Origin of the sequence: Alkalibacillus silvisoli (assembly GCF_039521975.1) — a bacterium.
GTDB classification, from domain to species: domain Bacteria; phylum Bacillota; class Bacilli; order Bacillales; family Alkalibacillaceae; genus Alkalibacillus; species Alkalibacillus silvisoli.
In genome coordinates this window covers 1-22,945 of record NZ_BAAACZ010000026.1, presented here as the reverse complement: position 1 = coordinate 22,945, position 22,945 = coordinate 1, and the positions used below count along the sequence as shown (strand labels likewise).

The 22,945-nt window shown below is 33.7% G+C and carries 18 protein-coding genes and 2 pseudogenes; 18 read left to right on the top strand and 2 right to left on the bottom strand.

Going from position 1 to position 22,945, the window contains the following annotated elements:
* Window positions 1–106: 106 nt before the first annotated feature.
* Both ABDZ63_RS13415 and ABDZ63_RS13410 read right to left on the bottom strand, forming a co-directional pair.
* Window positions 107–802, bottom strand: a complete 696-nt coding sequence (locus ABDZ63_RS13415) for a CpsD/CapB family tyrosine-protein kinase (RefSeq protein ID WP_343784292.1) — start codon at window positions 800–802, stop codon at window positions 107–109.
* A complete protein-coding gene (locus tag ABDZ63_RS13410; RefSeq protein WP_343784290.1) occupies window positions 792–1,535 on the bottom strand; it encodes a YveK family protein in 744 nt (247 codons plus the stop codon). Before ABDZ63_RS13410 ends, ABDZ63_RS13415 begins: the two co-directional genes overlap by 11 nt.
* A 358-nt stretch (window positions 1,536–1,893) precedes the next feature.
* Here ABDZ63_RS13410 and ABDZ63_RS13405 point away from each other — a divergent pair, with 358 nt between their 5' ends.
* The 18 genes and pseudogenes from ABDZ63_RS13405 to ABDZ63_RS13320 all read left to right on the top strand — a co-directional run bounded on the left by ABDZ63_RS13405 (window position 1,894) and on the right by ABDZ63_RS13320 (window position 22,728).
* Entirely contained in the window at window positions 1,894–3,708 is a 1,815-nt protein-coding gene (locus ABDZ63_RS13405) for a polysaccharide biosynthesis protein (protein WP_343784288.1), read from the top strand.
* A gap of 12 nt (window positions 3,709–3,720) precedes the next feature.
* Window positions 3,721–4,629: a UTP--glucose-1-phosphate uridylyltransferase GalU gene (gene galU / locus ABDZ63_RS13400; protein WP_343784286.1), complete on the top strand. Its 909-nt coding sequence runs from the start codon at window positions 3,721–3,723 to the stop codon at window positions 4,627–4,629.
* A 273-nt stretch (window positions 4,630–4,902) separates the two neighbouring features.
* The gene (locus ABDZ63_RS13395) at window positions 4,903–5,583 is read left to right on the top strand and encodes a PIG-L deacetylase family protein (protein ID WP_343784284.1); all 681 of its coding nucleotides are present in this window, start codon (window positions 4,903–4,905) and stop codon (window positions 5,581–5,583) included.
* Window positions 5,584–5,603: 20 nt separating this feature from the next.
* The gene (locus ABDZ63_RS13390; protein WP_343784282.1) at window positions 5,604–6,425 is read left to right on the top strand and encodes a formyltransferase family protein; all 822 of its coding nucleotides are present in this window, start codon (window positions 5,604–5,606) and stop codon (window positions 6,423–6,425) included.
* 2 nt (window positions 6,426–6,427) lie between these two features.
* Window positions 6,428–7,087 carry a sugar transferase gene (locus ABDZ63_RS13385; RefSeq protein ID WP_343784280.1) on the top strand — a complete coding sequence of 220 codons (660 nt, stop codon included), beginning with the start codon at window positions 6,428–6,430 and terminating at the stop codon, window positions 7,085–7,087.
* Window positions 7,084–7,950 carry an NAD-dependent epimerase/dehydratase family protein gene (locus tag ABDZ63_RS13380; protein ID WP_343784278.1) on the top strand — a complete coding sequence of 289 codons (867 nt, stop codon included), beginning with the start codon at window positions 7,084–7,086 and terminating at the stop codon, window positions 7,948–7,950. Before ABDZ63_RS13385 ends, ABDZ63_RS13380 begins: the two co-directional genes overlap by 4 nt.
* 62 nt (window positions 7,951–8,012) lie before the next feature.
* A complete protein-coding gene (locus ABDZ63_RS13375; protein WP_343784276.1) occupies window positions 8,013–8,924 on the top strand; it encodes a glycosyltransferase family 2 protein in 912 nt (303 codons plus the stop codon).
* 142 nt (window positions 8,925–9,066) lie between these two features.
* Complete coding sequence (locus ABDZ63_RS13370; RefSeq protein ID WP_343784274.1) at window positions 9,067–10,161, top strand: glycosyltransferase; 1,095 nt, start codon at window positions 9,067–9,069, stop codon at window positions 10,159–10,161.
* Between the two features lie 6 nt (window positions 10,162–10,167).
* The gene (locus ABDZ63_RS13365) at window positions 10,168–11,685 is read left to right on the top strand and encodes a hypothetical protein (protein WP_343784272.1); all 1,518 of its coding nucleotides are present in this window, start codon (window positions 10,168–10,170) and stop codon (window positions 11,683–11,685) included.
* A complete protein-coding gene (locus tag ABDZ63_RS13360) occupies window positions 11,685–12,374 on the top strand; it encodes an ATP-binding protein (RefSeq protein ID WP_343784270.1) in 690 nt (229 codons plus the stop codon). The genes ABDZ63_RS13365 and ABDZ63_RS13360 overlap by 1 nt, the downstream gene beginning before the upstream one ends.
* Before the next feature lie 90 nt (window positions 12,375–12,464).
* The gene (locus tag ABDZ63_RS13355; protein WP_343784268.1) at window positions 12,465–13,682 is read left to right on the top strand and encodes an O-antigen ligase family protein; all 1,218 of its coding nucleotides are present in this window, start codon (window positions 12,465–12,467) and stop codon (window positions 13,680–13,682) included.
* Between the two features lie 127 nt (window positions 13,683–13,809).
* Window positions 13,810–14,790 carry a glycosyltransferase family 2 protein gene (locus ABDZ63_RS13350; RefSeq protein WP_343784266.1) on the top strand — a complete coding sequence of 327 codons (981 nt, stop codon included), beginning with the start codon at window positions 13,810–13,812 and terminating at the stop codon, window positions 14,788–14,790.
* Window positions 14,791–14,943: 153 nt separating this feature from the next.
* Complete coding sequence (locus ABDZ63_RS13345; protein WP_343784264.1) at window positions 14,944–16,242, top strand: lipopolysaccharide biosynthesis protein; 1,299 nt, start codon at window positions 14,944–14,946, stop codon at window positions 16,240–16,242.
* 2 nt (window positions 16,243–16,244) lie between these two features.
* Window positions 16,245–18,002, top strand: coding sequence for an asparagine synthetase B family protein (locus ABDZ63_RS13340; RefSeq protein ID WP_343784262.1), 1,758 nt, complete (start codon window positions 16,245–16,247; stop codon window positions 18,000–18,002).
* Window positions 18,002–19,171 (top strand): annotated as a pseudogene (locus ABDZ63_RS13335) (nucleotide sugar dehydrogenase). The gene ABDZ63_RS13340 and the pseudogene ABDZ63_RS13335 overlap by 1 nt, the downstream one beginning before the upstream one ends.
* A gap of 633 nt (window positions 19,172–19,804) precedes the next feature.
* Complete coding sequence (locus ABDZ63_RS13330; RefSeq protein ID WP_343784260.1) at window positions 19,805–20,638, top strand: bifunctional 5,10-methylenetetrahydrofolate dehydrogenase/5,10-methenyltetrahydrofolate cyclohydrolase; 834 nt, start codon at window positions 19,805–19,807, stop codon at window positions 20,636–20,638.
* Between the two features lie 497 nt (window positions 20,639–21,135).
* Window positions 21,136–21,811: pseudogene (locus tag ABDZ63_RS13325) on the top strand (UDP-glucose 6-dehydrogenase family protein); the annotation flags it as partial.
* Window positions 21,812–22,008: 197 nt separating this feature from the next.
* Entirely contained in the window at window positions 22,009–22,728 is a 720-nt protein-coding gene (locus ABDZ63_RS13320; RefSeq protein WP_343784258.1) for a hypothetical protein, read from the top strand.
* Window positions 22,729–22,945: the final 217 nt, after the last annotated feature.

Here is a 22,945-nt window from a genome sequence, read left to right as displayed (position 1 = left end):
TTTATCAGCGCTCAGCACCAATTTATCAGCGCTCACACCAACACCAACACACAACCAAATAAAACTAAAGCCCCATAGAGTCACTCCCCTATGAGACTTTCCCACCTTAATTCCCATAATAATAATGATAATTACCTTCGTCTGCTTCACGATCGTTTAAGACGGTTCCTAAAATATTAGCATGCGTTTGGTTAAGTAGTTCTTTCGCTCGAATTGCGGTATCTTTATCCGTTACTTTACTTCTGATAACGAGTAACACACCATCTACAAATTGAGAAAGTACTTGAGAGTCTGTCACCGCAAGAACAGGCGGCGTGTCAAAAATGATTAAATCATAACTTTCTTTCGCATTTTCTACTAGTTGTCTCATTGCTTTTGACCCTAGTAATTCAGATGGGTTCGGTGGGACTGGCCCGCAAGTTAAAACGTCCAAATTATCAACTCTCACATCTTGAACGACTTGTTCTAAAGCATGGTCACCTACTAATAAATTACTTAACCCAAAAGTATTATTCGTTCTAAAGGTATAATGGACTGTCGGTTTACGCAAATCAGCATCAATCAGTAATACTTTCTTACTTTGTTGAGCGAATGTTACAGCTAGATTGGCTGTTGTTAAACTCTTCCCTTCAGAAGGGTTAGATGATGTGACTGCGATTGTAGTTAATTCTTTATCAACTGCTGAGAATTCAAGGTTCGTTCTTAACGTTCGGTATTGTTCAGATATTGGTGATTTCGGTTGATCATGAGTAACTAAGCTTCGGTGCTGCTGTGCACGCTGAACCGTTGATTTACGAGCCAATTTTAACACCCTTTCTACTATTTTTATCTGCGCGATTGACGCCGCTACTTTCATCAAAGTCAAACGTTGAAATAATCCCCATCACAGGTAAGTCTAGCGCCTTCTCGATATCTTCTTCTGTCTTAATTGTCGTATCTAAGTACTCTAATAAGAAAGCCAGTCCAACACCAACCATTAAACCTAACACCATCGCAATTGCCATATTAAGCGTTGTATTAGGACTAACAGGAGATGGGTCTGCTTGATAGATCGCTTCTGATAACACGCTGACATTATCAACATTCATATACTCTGGAACATTTGTCATAAAGACATCAACCGTTGTATTCGCAATATTAACAGCTTGGTCATGATCAGGCCCTGTAACAGCCACATTCACAACTTGAGAGTTATCAGCATTATTAACATCAATTCGGTTCGCTAACTGACTCGCTGTTAAAGTAAGACCTAATTCATCAATGACCTCACTTAAAATCGCTGGGCTTTGAATGATGACATTATATGTATTAATGAGTTCGACATTAGTTCGAATGTCTCCCTGTGTAATTTGTTGCTCAGCTTGATTGTTAGACTGGTTAACAATAAATTGTGTATTCGCTTCGTATTGGGGGGTCATAAAGAATGACGTTAACACAAAGCTTGTTATAATAGCTAGAATCGTAATCGCGATAATCATTTTTATTCTTTTCATCAAGATTTGCCATATTTCCTGTAATGAAATCGTATCTTCCATATAATTCTTCCTTCCTAATCTATTAAATATAAAAGTCGCAACAAATTATAACACAGATTGACAGAGTTTTTGTAAAACAATTGATAATTTTTTCTGGAAAGCTTATAGTTAAGGGAAATAATCTAAGACTTTCTACTATATTAAATGATGATGCTCGAGTAATAGTTTTCCAATTATTGCTGTAACATATTTGTTATATTCTTGGTAAAACCTGTTGAATTATGTAATTTACTCTGCTAATATTATTTCCAGTTATGATTCGTTTAGTTACAAAGTATTAGTTCTTTATAATTATTTACTAGGGGGCTTAAATAGTTATAAAGAACTAAAAAATAATCACTTATGGGGACAGGTGTTTATGACTTATAAAAAAAGATTATCTAGCCTATTTTTGTTAGATACGTTAATTGTCTTGGGTTCTATTTATTTAAGTGCATTCATCTTGTATGATGCATTTACGATCAATCAAAATGTTATTATTCTATCATCTATTGTTTTAGTAGTCGCACACCATATCCTTGCATTTCTTACCGGCTTATACCAAAAAGTGTGGGAGTATGCGAGTATTGGAGAATTAATGGGGATTTTTAATGTTGTCACATTGTCGATCTTCATTACAGGATTAGTGCAAGTGCTTATGTACGGAATTGCCTATGGTCGAGCGTTAGCGATCACGTGGATGTTACATATTCTACTGATCGGGGGTTCGAGGTTTGCTTGGCGTATTTTCCGTGACCGGGTTATGTCTAAAAGAAAAGGTCAAAAGCGCGCTTTAATCATTGGTGCGGGTGCTGGAGGAGCAATGGTGGCAAGGCAGCTTCAAACCAGTCAAGAAGGTGATTTGAAACCTGTTGCGTTCATAGACGATGACGTAACAAAAGACCGAATGCAAATTCATGGCGTCCGAGTGGCAGGAAGCATTAGTGACTTAAATCACGTTGTAAAAAAACATAACATCGAACATATCATCATTGCTATACCGTCTTTAAAAAGAGAGCGACTGAATGAAATCTTCAGTGAGTGTTCAGAGACTAATATCAAAACGCAAATTATTCCGAAGTTTGAAGACCTCGTAACAGGGAAAGTCTCAGTGAATCAATTACGAGATGTAGAAGTTGAAGATTTACTTGGCCGTGACCCAATTGATTTAGACATCGATAAGATATCAGGTTACATAACAGGGCGCACGGTTTTAATTACAGGAGCGGGCGGTTCAATTGGTTCAGAGATCTGTAGACAAATCGGACCATTTGACCCAGAACACATGATCATCCTCGGTCATGGTGAAAATAGTATCTACCAAATTGAACGCTATTTAACAAATCGCTATGAAGGCAGATTTACAATCACACCGATCATAGCAGATGTTAAAGATCGCAGTAAAATATTCGAAGTCATAGAGCAGTACAAGCCTGATGTCATCTACCATGCAGCAGCGCACAAGCACGTACCACTAATGGAGTTTAACCCGCGTGAAGCGGTTAAGAACAACGTCTTTGGTACGAAAAATGTCGCAGAAGCAGCACACGAATACAATGTGGGGACCTTTGTACTCGTGTCTACAGATAAAGCGGTTAACCCAACGAATGTCATGGGTGCGACTAAACGTGTAGCTGAGATGATTATTCAAAACCTATCACAACATAGCAAGACAAACTTCTTAGCTGTTCGTTTTGGTAACGTACTTGGTAGTCGTGGAAGCGTTATCCCACTCTTTAAAGAACAAATTCGCCAAGGCGGCCCCGTAACCGTAACAGACCCAGAGATGACCCGTTACTTCATGACGATCCCAGAAGCAAGCCAACTTGTCATTCAAGCAGGATCAGTCGCACGCGGTGGCGAGATCTTTGTCTTAGACATGGGCGAACCGGTTAAAATTGTTGACTTGGCGAAGAACTTAATCAAACTATCAGGCTATTCATCAGACGATATTGGCATCGAATTCACCGGCATTCGCCCAGGTGAGAAGATGTATGAAGAACTGCTTGGTGAAGGTGAAGTGTCAGATCAACAAGTCTTTCCGAAGATTTACGTTGGCAAATGTACCTTTGATAACGTACGCGGCGTTAATCAAGAAATTGACAGTCTATTAGTTGGTCAAGAAAGCCAACTAAAAGAAGACTTATTTGACCTAATTGAAGTCAAACCAGAAAAAGTAACCGAACTAGCATAGGGGGACGTTAAAATGAAACCAGTCAAAAAAGCGATTATTCCAGCGGCAGGCCTCGGAACACGCTTCCTACCAGCAACCAAAGCACTACCAAAAGAAATGCTACCAATCGTTGACAAACCAACGATTCAATACATAGTCGAAGAAGCAATCGAATCAGGCATTGAAGATATCATTATCGTAACAGGTAAAGGTAAACGCGCAATCGAAGACCACTTCGACAACGCCTATGAACTAGAGGACACACTAATAGAAAAAGAAAAATACGACCTACTAGAAAAAGTGAAAAAGTCATCTAACGTCGACCTTCACTACATTAGACAAAAAGAGCCCAAAGGATTAGGACACGCTGTATGGTGTGCCCGAAAATTCATTGGCGATGATCCATTTGCGGTATTACTAGGCGATGACATCGTTCGTGCTGAAACACCAGGCCTTAAACAACTAATCAACGAATACGACCGCACAGGAAAATCAGTCATCGGCGTTCAAACAGTACCAGACGGCGAAACCAATCGTTACGGCATCATCGACCCATTAGAACAAGACGGACGCTTATACCGTGTTAATAACTTTGTTGAAAAACCAGCACTTGGCCAAGAACCTTCTAACTTAGCGATTATGGGTCGTTACGTGTTGAACCCTGAGGTGATGGATTTCTTAGGCGAGCAAAAGATAGGAGCAGGCAACGAAATCCAACTAACAGACGCCATTCAAATGTTAAATGAACTGCAGTCTGTATACGCTTATGACTTTGAAGGCCGTCGTTATGATGTAGGTGAATTTAAAGGGTTTTTGAAGACGACGATTGAGATGTCGCTTGAGCGTGAAGATGTGAGAGATGAACTACATCAATTTATGGAGGATTTATTAGAACGAGAGAAGCAATTCAAAAAAACTTTATCAAATTGTGGTAGTACTTAAGGTTAAGTCTTTTTCACCATTATCAATGGAGGCACCCGGCCATGCTGTGGGTTAGACGCCTGTTGTCAATCATGTAGCGTGAGGTTGGGTGCCCTTATAATACATAACAAGTTAGAAAGGTCAGAAATTAATAATAGAAGTGATGACCGTAACCGTAACCAATCGAGAATAGGTTGTAGATTAGTAGTTAATCGGAATGAGTTCTAATTAACTACTAAGTTACTAATAAATCATTAAAGCATAGACACTTTAAACATAAGAGAGGTAAATGTTATGTCATATTTAGTTGTTATTGCACATCCAGACGATGAAGTTCTAGGGGCGGGTGCTACTATGTATAAGTTAGCACAGGAAGGGCATTCCGTAAATGTTTGCATTCTTTCAGGTGACGTTAACGCTAGAAACTTCAGACCGAGTACTGAAGAATTAAATGAAGATGTAAATTGTTCAATGAATATTTTAGACGTTGATAGAGTCATTACTGGTGGTTTTCCAAACATTGAATTTAACATGGTCCCCCATTTAAAACTTGTACAGTTTATTGAAAGTGCAATTATTGAAACTGGTGCTGATGTAATTTTTACGCACCATCCAGCGGATTTAAATAACGATCATTTACATACATCTATGGCTTGCCAAGCTGCATCAAGGTTATTCCAACGAAGGAGTGATGTTAAACCTTTAAAAGAATTGCTCTTTATGGAAGTTCCGTCATCTACAGATTGGGGGCTTAACAAAACTTTGAATCAATTTTCACCGAACACTTTTATTGAAGTGGGTGAAAAAAGTGTTGATAAAAAGATAGAGGCTCTAGAACAGTATCGTGGAGTAATGAGAGATTATCCTCATCCTAGAAGTAAAGAGGTAATAAAAGGTTTAGCTGCTTACCGTGGAGGGGAATCAGGGATGGTTTACGCTGAGGCCTTTGAAAGTGTATTTCGTCGTGGACTCTAGAATTAAGGGGAGAAGGTAGAGTGAAGAAAAAAATCGCATTCGCAACTTGTGTACAATTAGGACTTAGTTGCATTGAAGAAATATACCATATTGGTGGGAATTTAAATTTACTTATCACACTACAAGACAAAAAAGCTAAAGATAAGTCTGGAAGAATTTATTTAGATGAAATTGCAAGTGAACATAATGCACCCCTCTTGAAGGTTGATAATATCAATGACCAAGAGGTTCTTAGAGCTTTAAAAGAATACGAGATTGACTGGTTGTTTATTATTGGTTGGTCTCAAATTGCTAAAAAGGAAGTTCTGGAAGCACCTACGCACGGTTGTATAGGTATGCATCCTACTCTATTACCAATTGGTAGAGGAAGAGCGGCAATACCATGGGCAATTATCAAAGGTTTAGAAGAAACAGGTGTAACCATGTTTAAGTTAGATGAAGGTGTTGATACTGGTGATATTATTGGTCAAGGAGTTATTAAACTGGATCAGAACACTACAGCAACTGAACTTTATCAAAAAGTAGATGATATGCATATTACCCTTTTCGGAAAGTATTGGGAAGATATCGTAAATAACAATATTACTCTTACAAAACAAAACGATGCAGATGCTACTGAATGGCCTGGAAGAACGCCAAAAGATGGCGAGGTTTTAAATAGCATGACTATGGATGAGGCTGATAAATTAGTTCGGGCTGTTACACATCCATATCCAGGGGCTTTCTATAAAGGTGAAGATCATAATATAAGAATATGGTCAGCAAAGATAAACAAATACGAAGGTGCAATAAAACTTAGAGATGGGTATTTAATTCCTATTGATTACGAAATTGAGGGATAGTAATGGAAGGAAGAAAGTTTCAAAGATCTACTAAACGTATGATTGATATTGTGGTCTCTTTAATAGTTCTTCTAGTATTTTTACCACTGTGGGTTATAGCAGCACTATTAATCAAAGCCACTTCTAAAGGGCCCGTTTTTTTCTTGCAAGATAGACCTGGATTAAACAAACAAATCTTTAAAGTTTATAAATTTCGTACGATGAAACCGGGGTCAGAAAGAATGGTTAAAGGACAAGAGGTATTGAAAGATGATGATCGTGTCACTACAATTGGTAAGCTGCTTAGAAGAACGAAGGTAGATGAAATGCCTCAAGTACTAAATGTATTAAAGGGTGATATGAGTTTAGTTGGACCAAGACCTGAAAGAATTGCATCCCTTGCAGATTACGATGATGAGATCTCGAAAAGACTTATCATGAGACCAGGTATGACTGGCTTAGCACAAGTGAGTGGCAATATTTATATTCCCTTAGAAGATAGATACAAGTTTGATATTTATTATGTTGAGAATTTTAGTATATTGCTAGACATAAAGATTATTTTACGAACTGTTGGCGTCGTTTTATTAGGTGAAAATAGGTACGTTAACAAGTGCTTAGTAGAAATCAATCAAGGGGCCAAAGAGGTAGCTGCTACTATAGAGGAGACTTATTCAAAATGAAAAAAATACTTGTAACTGGTGTGAATAGTTATATAGGTGCGTCTTTTACTAAATGGTTATCAAAATATCCCGACAAGTATCTAGTAGAAACAATTAGTGTGCGAGGAGAACAGTGGAAAGAGCAATCCTTTAAAGGTTATGATGTAGTATTTCACACCGCTGCAATTGTTCATGTAAAAGAAAATGATACGGATCAGTATTATAAAGTGAACCGGGATCTCACTATAGAATTGGCTAATAAAGCTAAAGAAGAAGGAGTAAAACAGTTCATATTTGTAAGTACTATGGGAGTTTATGGTATGGAGACAGGGCACATTACAAACAATACTATTCCTGCACCTAAGACACCTTATGCTAAATCAAAATATGAAGCTGAAAAACACCTTGAAGAACTAAGGAATCATGACTTTCACATTGCAATCGTAAGGCCGCCAATTGTATATGGAAGGGGTTGTCCTGGGAACTATGATAAACTTGCAACTTTAGCATCAAAAGCACCATTCTTTCCTAATGTAAATAATGAACGTAGCATGATATATATTGATAATTTATCAGAATTCATAAGATTATTAATCGTACACGAAGCTAGTGGGTTGTACTTTCCACAAAATAAGGATTATGTCAATACGACACAGTTGGCGAAAAAAGTTGCAAAAGCTCATGGCAAAAAATTAAAAGTAACAAGTATATTAAACTGGGCTGTTTCTATAGCTCTTAAACAGTCAGAGACATTTAGGAAGGTCTTTGGCACTTTTGTTTATGATAATGAGTTGCCTGGTAGTCCAGGAACTTTAATAAACAATAAACGTATAGATTATGAAACTATGTCTTTTGATGAATCAATTAACAACACAGAAGTATAAATATTTATATAGAAATTTAAATAGGGCCTAAATTATTCTAGCTAAGGTGTTGAGATTAATATATGAACAAAAAAGTAAGTGTAATTATACCAACCTATAAAAGAAGTGAGTTTCTTCAAAGAGCTATTGAATCTGTTTTGAATCAGACATACGCAAATATTGAAATAATAATTGTGGATGATAATGATCCTGATCAGAGTTATAGGTTTGACACTGAAAAGATAATGAAAGAGTATCATGATAATAATAAGGTTAAATATATAAAAACCAAACAAAACCTGGGTGGAGCACTTGCCAGAAATGAAGGTGTTTTCAGAGCTGAAGGTGATTTTATTACATTCCTTGATGATGATGACATTTATTTACCAAAAAAAGTGGAAGTACAAGTAGCTTTTATGCTGAAAAAAAATCTTGATCTATCATTTACTGATGTAAGGTTTCACAATATAGATGACTTGTTAGTGGACTATAGAGAACACTGTTATATAAAACATACTTCTAATACAGAGCTTCTAAAACACCATCTTATGCATCATTTAACTCCAACAGCAACTTATATGTTTAAAAGAGAAGCCATTGTTACTATTGGTGCTTTTGATGATGTTAAAATGGGTCAAGAGTTTATGTTAATGTTAAAAGCTATTGAGAGAGGTTTAAAAATTGGATACATGAAAGGTGCGTATGTAATCCAATACTTACATGATGAAGAGCGTATATCAATAGGTCAAAATAAAATTAGTAAAGAAGTAGAATTATTTCATTTTAAAAAAAAGTATTTTAAATACTTAACATTAAGGCAGAGGCAGTATGTGAAGTTTAGACATCACACAGTAATGATGGTTGCAGGCAAAAGAAGTGGTGAATACCATATAGCATTTAAGCAACTACTTAGAGCTATTTTCACTTCCCCCTTTGACTGTATCAAAGAATTTTTAGATCACAGAAGAAAAATTAAAAAGTACAAAAAATTTTAACTAGCTTTTAACAATTACAAAAAACTTTATATTATGGAAAATGCTCTGATATTTAAGTTTTCTCCTTATGATTAAATAAAAGTTGTCATACAGGCTAAGACATAATATTAATTCTGGTTCAAAAAGGTGAAGGGTGTTGTAAATGAAAATTGCGTTTGTATCATCGGGGAATTCAATTCATGTTAAAAAATTAGCTAATGGGTTGGTTAAACATGGACATAGTGTAACCTTATACACATTACCGAACCATAATAAATTAACTTCTGATTTTGATAAAAAGGTAAAGTTAGTTTATCTACCTTTTGGTGGTAAACTTGGTTATTATTTAAATGCTTTAAAACTAAAAAAGTTATTACTAAAAGGGAACTATGATATTGTAAATTGTCATTACGTAAGCGGTTATGGCACCCTTGCTAGATTGGCAAATATTCAGCCTATTGTAACATCTGTATTCGGAAGTGATGTATACGAATATCCTTTTAAATCTAAATCTAATATGAATCGTATAATTAAAAACTTAGATAGTGCAAAAGTGATTACTTCCACTAGTGAAGTTATGGCTAATAAAGTACGTGAATTTTACAAAACAAAAGATCCTATCTATGTTACACATTTTGGTATAGATTTAAAATTGTTTAAGCCGACCGAAACTACAGCTAATAAAGAGGAAAAGTCCTTTACTTTTGGTATCATAAAAAAGCTAGAAGATAGGTATGGATTTGAATTGTTGTTTAAAGCTTTCGCGAAGTTTTTAGAAAGCCTTGAGGATAAATCAAATTGTAAACTACTTATTTATGGAAGAGGGTCAAGGGAAGAATATTATAAAACGTTAGTAAAAGAATTAAATATAGCAGAATATGTACATTTTAAAGGCTTTATTCAAAATGAGCTAGTTCCTACAGCTATGAATGAAATAGATGTAGTATGTATACCTAGTTATAATGAAAGCTTTGGTGTAGCTGCAGTTGAAGCTATGGCATGCGGAAAGCCACTAATAGTATCGGACGCATCAGGATTTACCGAAGTAGTAGAAAACAAAACATGTGGATTTATAGTACCTAGAGGAGATCTAGAAGAACTGGTTAGTAAGATGAAAATTTGCTATGGAATGAATAAACATGACCTAAAAAATATGGGGTTAAATGGATATCAGCGTGCCCAAGACATGTTCAATTTTGATAAAAACATAGTAACTTATATTGACGCGATAAGCCAAGCCCTTAAAAATGAGAGGTAATAAATTGTGGAATTGAAGGTTGTTAGAAAGTTAATCGATAGACTTAATGAAGAAGGTATTATTTATTGTCACTGGAAAAGTAATCAACATGTTGCCGATGCATTTACTAGTGTTGATGATATTGATGTTCTGATTGATCAGGATGATATTCTGAAGTTAAATATAATACTAAATGAATTGGATTACAAAAGGTTTAGGTTACCTGAAAAAAGAGCTTATGTTGGGATAGAGGACTACTTGGGGTTCGATCATGAAAAAGGTGTTTTTGTGCATTTACATTTACACTATCAACTAACATTGGGTGAAAAGTTTTTAAAGGGATATCAGTTACCGTTTGCAAAGTCAGTATTAAATCGACGCATATTTGATAGTGAAAATAATATTTATATTAGTTCACATGAAGATGAAATGTGGTTATTGATGCTGAGATCTGCACTAAAACTTCGACATAGAGACCGATTAAAATTTATTCTTGGTAAAGATATATTTGGGAGTTCTACGCACGCTGAATTTAAGTGGTTACAAGATAATTGTGATGTAAATTTATTTCATGAAATTGTAAAAGAACTGTTTGATGGAAATATCGCCTCTTTGATGATGTCTGTATATAGAAAGAATTTACAATACAACTCGGTACGCAAATTGAGTAAAGCTATTAAGGAAAAGTGTAGACCGTTTAAGAGCTACACTATATTGGGTGGAACAGTCACTCGTTGGTTAAGAGAATATTTTAGAGTATGTCAAGTAATAAATAATAAAATTTATAAAAGTGCAAAAAGTTATAGAAGGACACCTATTGCTGGTGGAAAAGTAATTGCATTTCTAGGTCCAGATGGGGCTGGAAAATCAACAATTATTAAGGAAGTGTATAATAAACTGCATCCTGTAATGGATGTGAATAAGATTTACTTAGGTAGTGGAGATGGAAATAGCTCACTAATGAGAAAGCCCTTAAAAGCTTCATATAAATACCTGCTTAAGAAGAATATTCTTAATAGAAAAAGTAAGAAAGTTGACGAAAGTGGTAAAACTTATAGGGTTGGCGAGGATGCTAAGGCTGGGGTGATTAGAAAAGTTGGTCAGTTTCCGTGGATATATACATTAACAAGAGAAAGAAAAAGGAAAATCAAACAGTCGAGAAGATTTAGAAATAAGGGATACGTAGTAATTACTGATAGATATCCTCAAACCCAAGTTATTGATATGGCGGATGGACCTCGATTTTATCTTAATAATAACCTTAAGCATGGATTCCCTAATGTGTTACTAGAGAGATTTGAAAGACATTCTTTTGAATTGGCAAATCTAGTAAAGCCTGATGTAGTAATTATCTTGAAAGTTTCTTCTAGTGTTGCGTATAATCGCAAATCTAATGAAATAGAAATTGATTCACACAAAGAGTTAATGAATAAAATTTTAAACTTAGATTTTGGAGAAGATACCAAGAGAATAATTATAGATGCAGATCAACCATTAGAAAAAGTATCTTTAGATACAACACTTGCAGTATGGAGGTGTTTATAGTGATTATTGAACTTATCGGTCTTCCTGCTTCTGGGAAAACTACTCTTGCAAAGGAGATGTATAAAAGGTTAGGAAAAAATAATTCAGTTATTTTTCCGCTCAATTCCTTGAATGAAAAAAGTTGGCTTGTACGTAATATATATAAATCTATTTCTGTTACTTTATATTGTATAACACACTTACGTACTTTTTTTACAGTTATTTCAAAAATTCATAAATCGAGACTAATAAGTTTTTTTGATAATTTTAGACTGGCTTTTAATATTTTGTTTGTACTGTCTCTTAGAGATAAGTATAGAAAACATAATAAAATAATTATCTTTGATGAAGGAATCTTACATTATATATGGGCAGTTAGTGTAAATAGTGGCCGTAAAGATGTTTATCAGCTCTTTAATAATGTTATTGATGAGGTAGATTTGACAATAAGGGTTGAATGCCCAAAAGAGTTGAATAAAAAAAGATTGAATTCTAGATTAAATAATAATCAAAGGCATTCTGATTTAATGGATGACTTTGATGAAGTTTATGAGGTTATGCAAAATATCGTCAATTATTTTATTAGAGAAGGTCATTTATATAAGTATCTTTCTGTTGAAAATATAGAGCACACCGATATTATTAAAAATAGTGAATTAATAATTGAGAAGTTTTTTAATGATCCTACAGCGCATAAAGGAATTATATAAGAATTTATAGGTTAGGTTCAAAATACATATTGTAATAAATTCCATAGCTAGCAAAATAGGTGGGACTTTATGAAAAAGTGAGTGTAAACTATGTATACTAATAATTTAAATGAAACAAAAGTTGATTTTACCGTACTGTTATCAACTATTATTATTTTTTTAATAATGATTAGTGGGCTAAATCATTCTAGTGGAATATTATCTCAAATAGGATTCTTATCTATTGGAATTCTAATGATAATGGGTTTTTTTGTGTTTTTATTAAATGTGTTAAAAACCAAATTCATTTTTAGGAAAGAAAAATGGCTGTATATATTCTCCTTACTATTTATTGCTACCTATGTGATAAGTATTTTTAATGATTTAAAGTTAGACTCTTTAGTTATGGTATTACAAATTTCTATGGTTATCTTATTTTTTTGGGGGGTTGTATTTATTCCCTTTAATCATTTTAACCATAAATTAGGCTACTATTTTATCATGATTATTTTCTTTTATCTTTTATTGTGGTGGGGATTGGCTGGGTTTGATGCTCGTTTTTCAGGTTTGATGAATAACGCAAATACCTTCGGAGTATTTATTTCGATGACAATAGGTATATTTATTATATTCAAAAAATATCATAAAGCTGCTAATAAACTCCTATTTAGAGTCTTTCTAACTCTGGGTTTACTTTTGGTATATGCTTCTAGTTCTAGGGCAGCTTGGTTAATGATATTGATCTTTTTAGTTGTATATATTTTATGGCCTATGTTAATAAAAAATAAAATTATCTATCAACTAAGTTTTATTATTTTTTCTATTATACTTTTTGTAGTAACAGTGGGCTATCCAAAACTTATCTTCACACCTTTTGGTTATAAACTACAAGAGCTCTCCCGATTGTATACTGGAAAAAACTTCTTTTCTGGAAGAGAAATTCTTTGGTTTGATATCTTAGAAAAAATTGAAAGAGAACCGTTGGTAGGGTATGGAGCTTCTGCATTACCCTCAAGCCTTTTAGAAACAAATTTATCAGCTCATAATTACTACTTACAAATGACATTACAGGTAGGAATAATAGGTAGTACGATATTTTTCTTATTATTATTTTCTGTTTGGAATTATTATTATTTAGCAAGACAAGATAAGAGCGTTAGGTTAATCGCATCAATCTTTATGGCTATTTTGGCTTATCAATTGTTTGAAGTAACATTTACACAGAATATATTAGCTGTAGCATTGCTCCAGTGGTTTATTATCGGTATTGGTGTTAATATCACAAGAAGACATTATCTAGTGAATAAACATGAAAATTTCAAAACCTAGCCTCTCACTTTTTCAAGGACTTGTCTACCAGTTAATTTAAGTTTGTGAATTACTATATTTCTTAACAATGATGCTATTTTTTGAGAGAAATGTGTATGCTAAACGATTCTATGCTTTTTTCTATACAGTGAACCAGAAAGGAATGACTATAAGTATGGTACCTACAGAATACGAAAAAATCTGTGTAATAATACCAACATATAATAGGTCAAATATAATAGAGAGAACAATTCAAAGTGTGTTGAACCAAAGCTATCCTAATATTGAAATAGTAGTTGTTGATGATAACTCTACTGATAATACGAGGGAAGTAATAGAAAATATTAGTAGTCGACGATTAAAATATTATAAAAATAGTGAAAATTCAAATGCAGCAGCTTCAAGAAATAAAGGTGTTGAAATTTCAGAGTCGAAATATGTGGCTTTTCTTGACAGTGATGATGTTTGGGAAAGAGATCACCTTATGAGTTGTATAAATAGATTAAAATCCACAAACGCAGATGGTGTGTTTGGAAACTTTTCTAAAGTTATCAACGGGTTTTTTTTAGATGGAAATATCAGTGCATATTCTAATGATTATTCTACAATTGCTGAATATATCTTTTCGAGAAAGGGCACATGCAGAACATCTACATTTTTTATGAAAAGAAATGCATTTGAAGTAATAAAATTTGATGAAGCTTTGAATAAGCACCAAGATTGGGATTTTGCTATTAGATTTGATGAAAAATTTAAGCTTGCTTATAATTCTATTCCAACAGTTGTCTTATATCAAGATAGAGCTGATAGAATGAGTTCAAAAATGAATCATGAAGCTACAAAAGTATTTCTGATGAAACATGAATGCAAAGTTTCGAATTATGCGAATGCCATATTTAATTTTAATATGGCTTTTCACTCTCGAAGATTAGAGAGGGGAAATAATATATATTGTAAAACCTATATAAAAAATACAAAAAAATATATAAGCTTAATGGATTATAATAAATTCAAGTTCAGTATAATGATTCAATTACTTATTTTACAGACGTTTGGGAGATCAAGTGTTTTTGTTTATGAGATACTATTGAAATTAAAGAATTTTAAGTTTAAACAAATAAATAACTGAACTTCTCAAAACTTTTCTGAAATAATCTCTACCTTTCGCAAGACAATTAAGGTTTTGAATATGAGATTTCACAAATTTAAATGATAGAGTAGTAACAATTTTTTGCATGTATTTAATACTTAATAGATAGGAAAAATTTGAGAAACTATGAAAATGAATATTGAGAAAAAATTTAAAAGTAAATTTATTAAAAATGTTTTTCTAGTTGCATCAGGTACAGCAATGGCACAGGTAATAACGTTTTTGTTATTACCGATTATCACTCGCATATATGGACCTGAAGCATACGGAGTGATGGGTGCGTTTTTGGCAACTATTAATGTATTTATTCCTATCGCAGCTCTAACATTACCAATTGCTATTGTATTGCCAAAAGAAAAAGAAGAATCTTTTGGTATTATAAAAACCTCATTGAAAATACTTATATTAATATCCACGGTTTTGTTATTAGCCATTTTATTATTTAGAGACATTATAATAAATCTTGCAAACTTAGGTGAATTAGGCAACTATTTATTATTTATCCCATTAGCGGTATTTTTGGCTGGTTTATCACAAATCCTTAGACAGTGGTTAATTAGAAATAATACTTTCAATATCATCGCTTCTGCTACTGTATATCAAGCCCTTATATCACATGGTAGTATGGTTTTAATAGGCTTTATATATCCAATAGCTACAGTATTAATACTGTTTACTGTTTTAAAACAAGGTATTGTTGCTGTATTTATATATTTTAAAATCAAAAGAAAAAACAAGGATCTTTCAATCGAGTTAACTCAATCTAGCTTAACTTTCAAAGAAGTAATTAAGAAGTATTATGATTTTCCAAAGTATAGAGCACCAGAAACATTTTTAAACGCCGTTTCACAAAGCTTGCCTATTTTATTTATAGCAAGTTTCTTCGGTGCAGCAGCAGCAGGTTTCTATACTTTAAGTCGAAGTGTTTTACAAGTTCCAGTCAATCTATTAGGCAAATCAGTTGGTGAAGTTTTTTACCCACGTATATCTTCAGCAGCTCACAATGGAGAGAATTTAACGAGATTAATTAAGAAAGCCACTTTTTTATTAGCTTTAGTTGGAATAATACCGTTCGGAATTATTATAGCTTTTGGGCCACACTTGTTTGCCATAATTTTTGGTGATGAATGGTATAATGCTGGTCAATATGCACAGTGGATCGCATTATGGACGTACTTTGGTTTTATGAATAAGCCAAGTGTTAAATCCTTTCCTGTATTAAATGCCCAAAGATTACATCTGATTATATCAATTGTTATGCTGGTAGTCAGAGTTGGTGTCTTAGTTATTGGCTTTGTAATATTAGAAGATGATATTTTGACAGTTGCGCTGTTAGGTATTACAGGTGCCATTTTAAATTTAATTTTAATTTTTATAGCAGTTAGTTTAAGCATGAGGTTTGATCATGGTCAATTGAAAGTAAGGGGATAAAAATGAGTGACTTTTTTCTTAGTAATGAGTTATATGATTATAATAGTTTGAAATATTTCAGTGATGAAATCTTTGGAGATATTTATACTAATGATACTTTCTTTCAAGGGGAGTGGGGTACTTTGTTTGTAACAGAAACAAAGTATTATGGTTTTGAGCCAGTTGAGGATGAGCAATATATAATGGCTGTACTAGGGGGACCAGTATTAAACTTTTCAACAAACGAACCCAAAGGTTCAAACCACTTAACATCATTAATACTAGACCAATGGAAATCCGGACAAATTAAATGGGGAGAAGACCTAAGCGGACCTTTTGTTTTGGTGGTAGTAAATAAACATACACATGAACATTTTGTATATACTGACTTAATGTCATTTATCCCAGTTTATCGTTGCGGTGGTGTAAATAAACAAAATTACTCTTCACATGTAGACTTAATCGCATTGGCATCAGGGGAAAGGGAATGGTTAGACTATGTATCCATAGCAGACTTTGTCTTAAATGGAATAGTGACTTATCCATACACAGTTTACAGTAACGTGTTTCAAGTTCCACCAGCCTCAGAGGTGAAAGCACGAAATGATAAAATTATAACAACTAATTATTGGTCACCAGAAGAAGAAAAAAAGAATTATGAAAAAAAGCCTGCAATCCAAGAATTAGACCAAGCTTTAAATAATTATGTATTGAATGTACTATCTAGAGGTGGAAAAGTAGCACAATTTATTAGTGGTGGAGAAGATTCTCGTTTGCTTTCTTCTGTTTTGAGAAATTACAATCGGGATGCTTATATCTTTCTGGACCAAATGAATAGGGAGGGGAACCTAGCGAAAAAGGCAGCACAGAATAACAATGCTAAATTTAACTATTACATAAGAAGCACTACACATTATTTAGACATTATGGAGAATTCATCCAGGCTTGCTAGTACCAGTGCTCAATATATCCATGCTCATACATATGGTTTTCATACTAAGTGCAAACTAGAGGGGTATGAATCCGTTTGGGGTGGCTTGTGCGCAGACGCTCTATTGAAAGGTTCTCATATAACACTCATTAAAGGTGGAGGTAGACCATACATTCCACAAATAAAATCGAAAAAGGAAAATGGAGTAAAAACAAACTTGTTTAGTGAGCAAATCATTAATGAGATAAATAGGAGAAGAGAATCCCATCTAAATCAAATCAGAAGTTTACGCCCTAATTCTTCGGAGGAATGGTTTGAGTTATGGCCAAGCAGTATGAATAAAAACATGGCAAACCTAGCTGTAAACAGACGGCTATTTCCAAGTTACGAACCTTTTTTAGCAAATGGAGTTGTGAAAGTTAGCGCAAAAACCCCCCAATCACTTAAACTGAATAGAAGATTTTTTCATAGTTTCAGCAAACCATATTTGAGTACGACAAAGTTCTTATTTCATTCTGATGGTCGTTTGCCGTATTTACCATGGTATATAAATATACCAATTTCATTATTAGTACGTATGAAGAACTCTATGTTTAAGAAATTAGGGATAATAAGAGGAGTGCAAGGACCATGGAATGATAAATCTGTCCTAATTCAAACTGAGGACTTTAAAGAACAGCTTAATAAATATAGTCTAGATATATTAGAGAAAGAGTACAATGAAGTGCACAATATTTTTATTGAATTATTAAATAATAACAAATTAAAGGAAGAACAACATTTTAACTTACTACAATCATTGTACTTAATTTCTTTTATAACAGGTTTAAAGAAAGAAGGAGAAACGTAATGCGCAACATTACTATTGCCGGCACAGGCTACGTAGGAATCTCAAACGCTGTCCTACTAGCTTAACATAATGAAGTCATCGCATTAGATATAATGCAAGATAAAGTTGATTTAATCAATAATAAACAATCTCCAATTGTCGATCCAGAGATTGAAGAATTTTTAGCAACTAAAGATTTAAATCTAACAGCAATAACAGGTAATGAACAAGCATTTAAAGATGCTGAATATGTTGTGATCTCAACACCAACGAACTATGATCCAGAGCAAAAGTATTTTGATACGAGCTCAGTTGAAACAGTGATTGAGAATGTGTTAGATATTAATCCAGACGCGATCATGGTGATTAAATCAACCATTCCAGCTGGTTATACAGAAGAGTTAAGGAAGAAGTATAATACTGAGAATATAATCTTCTCACCTGAGTTTTTAAGAGAGGGTAAAGCGTTATATGATAATTCACACCCTTCTCGTATTATTGTTGGGGAAAAATCAGAACGAGCTAAAACGTTTGCTAATCTATTAGCAGAAGGTGCCATCAAAGATGATATACCCAAGTTATTTACAAACTCAACAGAGGCAGAAGCGATTAAACTATTTGCCAATACTTATCTAGCGATGCGCGTATCATTTTTTAATGAACTGGACAACTATGCTGAGATTAACGACTTAGATACACAACAAATCATTGAAGGAGTAGGACTAGACCCAAGAATAGGAGATCACTACAACAACCCTTCATTGGGTTATGGTGGTTACTGCTTACCAAAAGATACAAAGCAGTTATTAGCTAACTTTGAAGATGTACCTAATAACATCATTACAGCAATTGTCGATTCCAATGATACAAGGAAAGACCACATTGCAGATAGGATTCTGACAAGAAATCCTGAGAAGGTTGGAATCTATCGCTTAACAATGAAGACAGACTCCGGTAAATTCAGACAATCTGCCATTCAAGGCGTGATCGAACGTTTACGTTCGAAAGGTGTTGAAATTGTCGTTTACGAACCATCACTTACAGAAGATGAATTCGAAGGCTTAAAAGTCATTAACGACTTTGATCAGTTCAAATCCTCATCTGATGTAATCGTAGCCAATAGACTATCAGAAGAACTACAAGACGTTCGTAATAAAGTATATACACGAGATGTATTTAGTAGAGATTAAGAGGTGGCCGAAAGGCCACCTCTTAAAATACATGCGTTTTGGGGTTTGATGCTAAAATAATGTTATTTACTCATGATAATCAATTGACTCATTAACTATATAATCAATTGATTTGACAGTATGTGTTGCTAAATCTATTAATTGATTCTTCTGAAATGATATTTTTAGTGATTCATTATTATCAAGATTATAACCTTGAACGCACGATTAAATACATAAAAAAGCCCCTTTATAATTCCAAGGTTATCCCGCTCATAGGAAATTAACTAATACTGAAAAATAATAATTGTGTAAAATCATTATTTTCTTAAGTTATAAGCAGTAATTTTCTTTGACTGGGAAAATCATTATAATGGATGGGACAGATATAAAGTATTAGGTGTTCACGGTATTCCAACGAACGCGTTTACCAAATTAATGTCAACATCGGGACTTTCCTTTGTTCACCACTTGCCAACCAGCTTCTGCTGTTGTGTTCATCGCAAGCCACCCCCTGAGTAAAGTAGGATACGTTTGATATCTGATTTTCTTATTGCTTTAGATATCAATTTGATTTAATAGTAGTAATTTAATTATTGGTTTAATAAATGAATAAGTTATAAACAAAAATAGAAGCTCGAAAGGATTGCTAATATGACAAAACTATTATACGGAAACCCTGTTGCTAGTGAAATTCAGTTACGATTATTAAATTATATGAAATCTATTAATAAACAACCAAAAATAGCAACTATAATAGTAGGAGATGACGTTTCTTCCCATAAATATGTAAATATGAAGGAAATGGCTAGTGTAAAAATGGGTATCGAACCACTCTCATTTAGACTAGATAAGCATATTACTCAAGATGAGCTAATTGAATTAATTGATAAGTTAAACAGTGACTATGAAGTTGATGGTATTTTGCTACAACACCCGATACCAGGTCATCTAAACGAGCGAGAAGCTTTTGACCGAATACTATTAGAAAAAGATGTTGATGGTGTTACAAGTACTAGTTTTGGAGATATCGCGATGGGAAAAAACTCTTTTTTATCTTGTACACCAGCTGCTATTATAGAACTAATTAAATATTATGATATAGAAATGAAGTCCAAACATATAGTTGTGATTGGAAGAAGTTCTATACTTGGAAAACCATTATCTTCAGCACTAATTAATGAAGATGCAACAGTAACTACATGTCATTCTTATACAAGGAACGTTGAAGAAATTGTAGGACAGGCAGATATAGTTATTGCAGCTGTAGGTAAACCAAAGTTTGTAAAAGGCAAGTGGATTAAGGAGGGGGCAATTGTCATTGATGCTGGATACAACCCCGGTAATGCTGGTGACGTGGACTATGGATCTTGTCTTGAAAAATGCTCTGCCATTACACCAGTTCCAGGAGGTGTAGGGCCAGTAACAATTGCTAAACTTTTGGAACATACAGTGCTTGCGGCAGGAAAAAAGGCTAAATATATATGAATAGTAGCAAAGATCTTGCCGATGAAAGAATTAGATATCGACCAATTACATAACTTAGTTAGAAGTATGCGAACTTTTGTGTTTATTTTGTCTGCGAAGATATCGCTGGGAGAAGCACGGGGACGGGTCTCGTGCTTCCTAATACTTCCTAAACCCATGCAAAAATATAGTGAAAAATGTATTGAAATAGGACAATGAAAAAAGAAACCATGACAAGTGTCTTGATGAGTCTATCTATAAACTAAGGTTATCCGATGAAGAGGCACGAAAGGTTCTTGGCGAAGTAGAGATACCGCAAATTAAGGGTTTGCCAAGGATGGAAAGGAATGATTTATTGAAAAAAGTAAAGCGGATAAACGGTGTTTCTCAAAGACAAGCAGCGAGAATTTTGGGCGTTTCCCCTAACCTTGTCTTTAAGGCGTAGGGAATCTGCGGGACGGTTCACGCGCTTCCTAGTGTTTTTCCAATAGACTAAGTTTTCAGGACACGAGAACCGTCCCTGCGCTTCTTTGGTCATCAAATCAACAATTTCAGTTGGAGAGCTAAGGAAGAGGTATAATACTGAGAATATTTTCTTCTCTCTTGAATTCTTAAGAGAAGGAAAAGCGTTATATGACAACTTACACTCTTTACGCATTATCGTTGGAGTGAAGTCAGAACGAGCTAAAACGTTTGCTAACTTTCTAGCTGAAGGTGCTATCAAGGAAGATATCCCAACGTTATTTAACAACTCAAAGAGGAGCAGAAGCTATTAAATTATTTGCTAATACTTATCTTTGAAGGGGTAAGTCTAGATCCACGAATCGGAGACCACTACAACAACCCTTCATTTGGCTATGGCGGTTTCTGCTTACCAAAAGATACAAAACAACTATTAGCTAATTTAAAGACGTGCCAATTAACATCATCCAAGCTATTGTTGATGCGAATAGCACAAGAAAAGATCACATAGCAGACAGAACCCTAGCAAGAAATATCCAAACAGTTGGAATGTATCGCTTAACGATGAAGACAGACTCTTATAACTTCAGACAATCTGCCATTCAAAGCATAATCGAACGCGTGCGTAATAATGGTGTTGAGGTTGTCATTTATGAACCATCACTTACGGAGGATGTGTTCGAAGGCTTAAAAGTCATTAATGACTTTGATGAGTTTAAGACTTCATCTGATGACTTTTATGCTGAGTTATACATTTTTATTTGATTTTCGTCAATCGGAAGAATTGGCAAAGTAACTGCTCCATATCAATGGTGAATCGTATAATGATACAGACACTGAGGTGATTAGTAATAGATTTATTAATAGACTTAAATTACCTTCTGACTAATGCTCATGTATTTATAAAAGAGGTATTCGATTATTTTAATATGCTATATTTAAACCTTAGTGAAATTTTTACTAACAGGGAGTTAGCTATTGGATTTTGGATGATTGCATTTATTGTTATGATACTAACTATTAGAAATGTAAGAAAAGAAATTCCTAAAATAATAAAGGCAGCTATTAGTGGCAAATTGCTTATTTGGTATACTAGTATGCTTTTATATTTTATTGTAATGATTATATTTCTTTTTAAAGTTGGTTACTGGGAGTTAAGGCTCCTAAAAGGTACTATTATTTGGTTTTTTGTTGTTGGTGTAGTATCTTCTTTTGGTGCTGTTGAAAAGGCGAAGGATTCTACTTATTTTGTCAATTTTTTAAAAAATAACTTCAAATTGTTGATTTTACTTCAGTTTATTGTGAATTTATATAGCCTTCCTTTAATATGGGAATTAATATTAGTACCGTTTATTGTTTTTATAGCTATACTCACAATAGTGTTAGAAAGACCAGGATACACGGGATACGAGTATAGAAAGACAAAAGAAATCCTTAATACGACTTTGGCAATCATAGGAATCTTTATATTATTTTACTCAATAGTATCGTTGATTATAAATTGGAATGATATAGTTGTTGAGGACTTAATAAAGGCGATACTATTACCAATTTTATTGTCTTTCTTGTTTGTCTTTTATATGTATTCTTTTGTTTTATATGCAACTTATGAAATGACATTTATGAGACTAGGCTTAAAAAAACGATAGATAAACAATATAGGTTTAAGCTTTATTTAAGAATAATGATATTTTGTAATTTTAACTTAAACAGGATAAGCAACTTTATTCAGCATAGTGGAATTATGTACGATGGTCATATTAAGAGTAAAAACGATTTTAAAAGATTGACCAACAACTGTTTATAGTAATCTAAAACTGACCCAGAATCGCAATTGAAAACTGACCCAAAGTAATAGAAAATTAC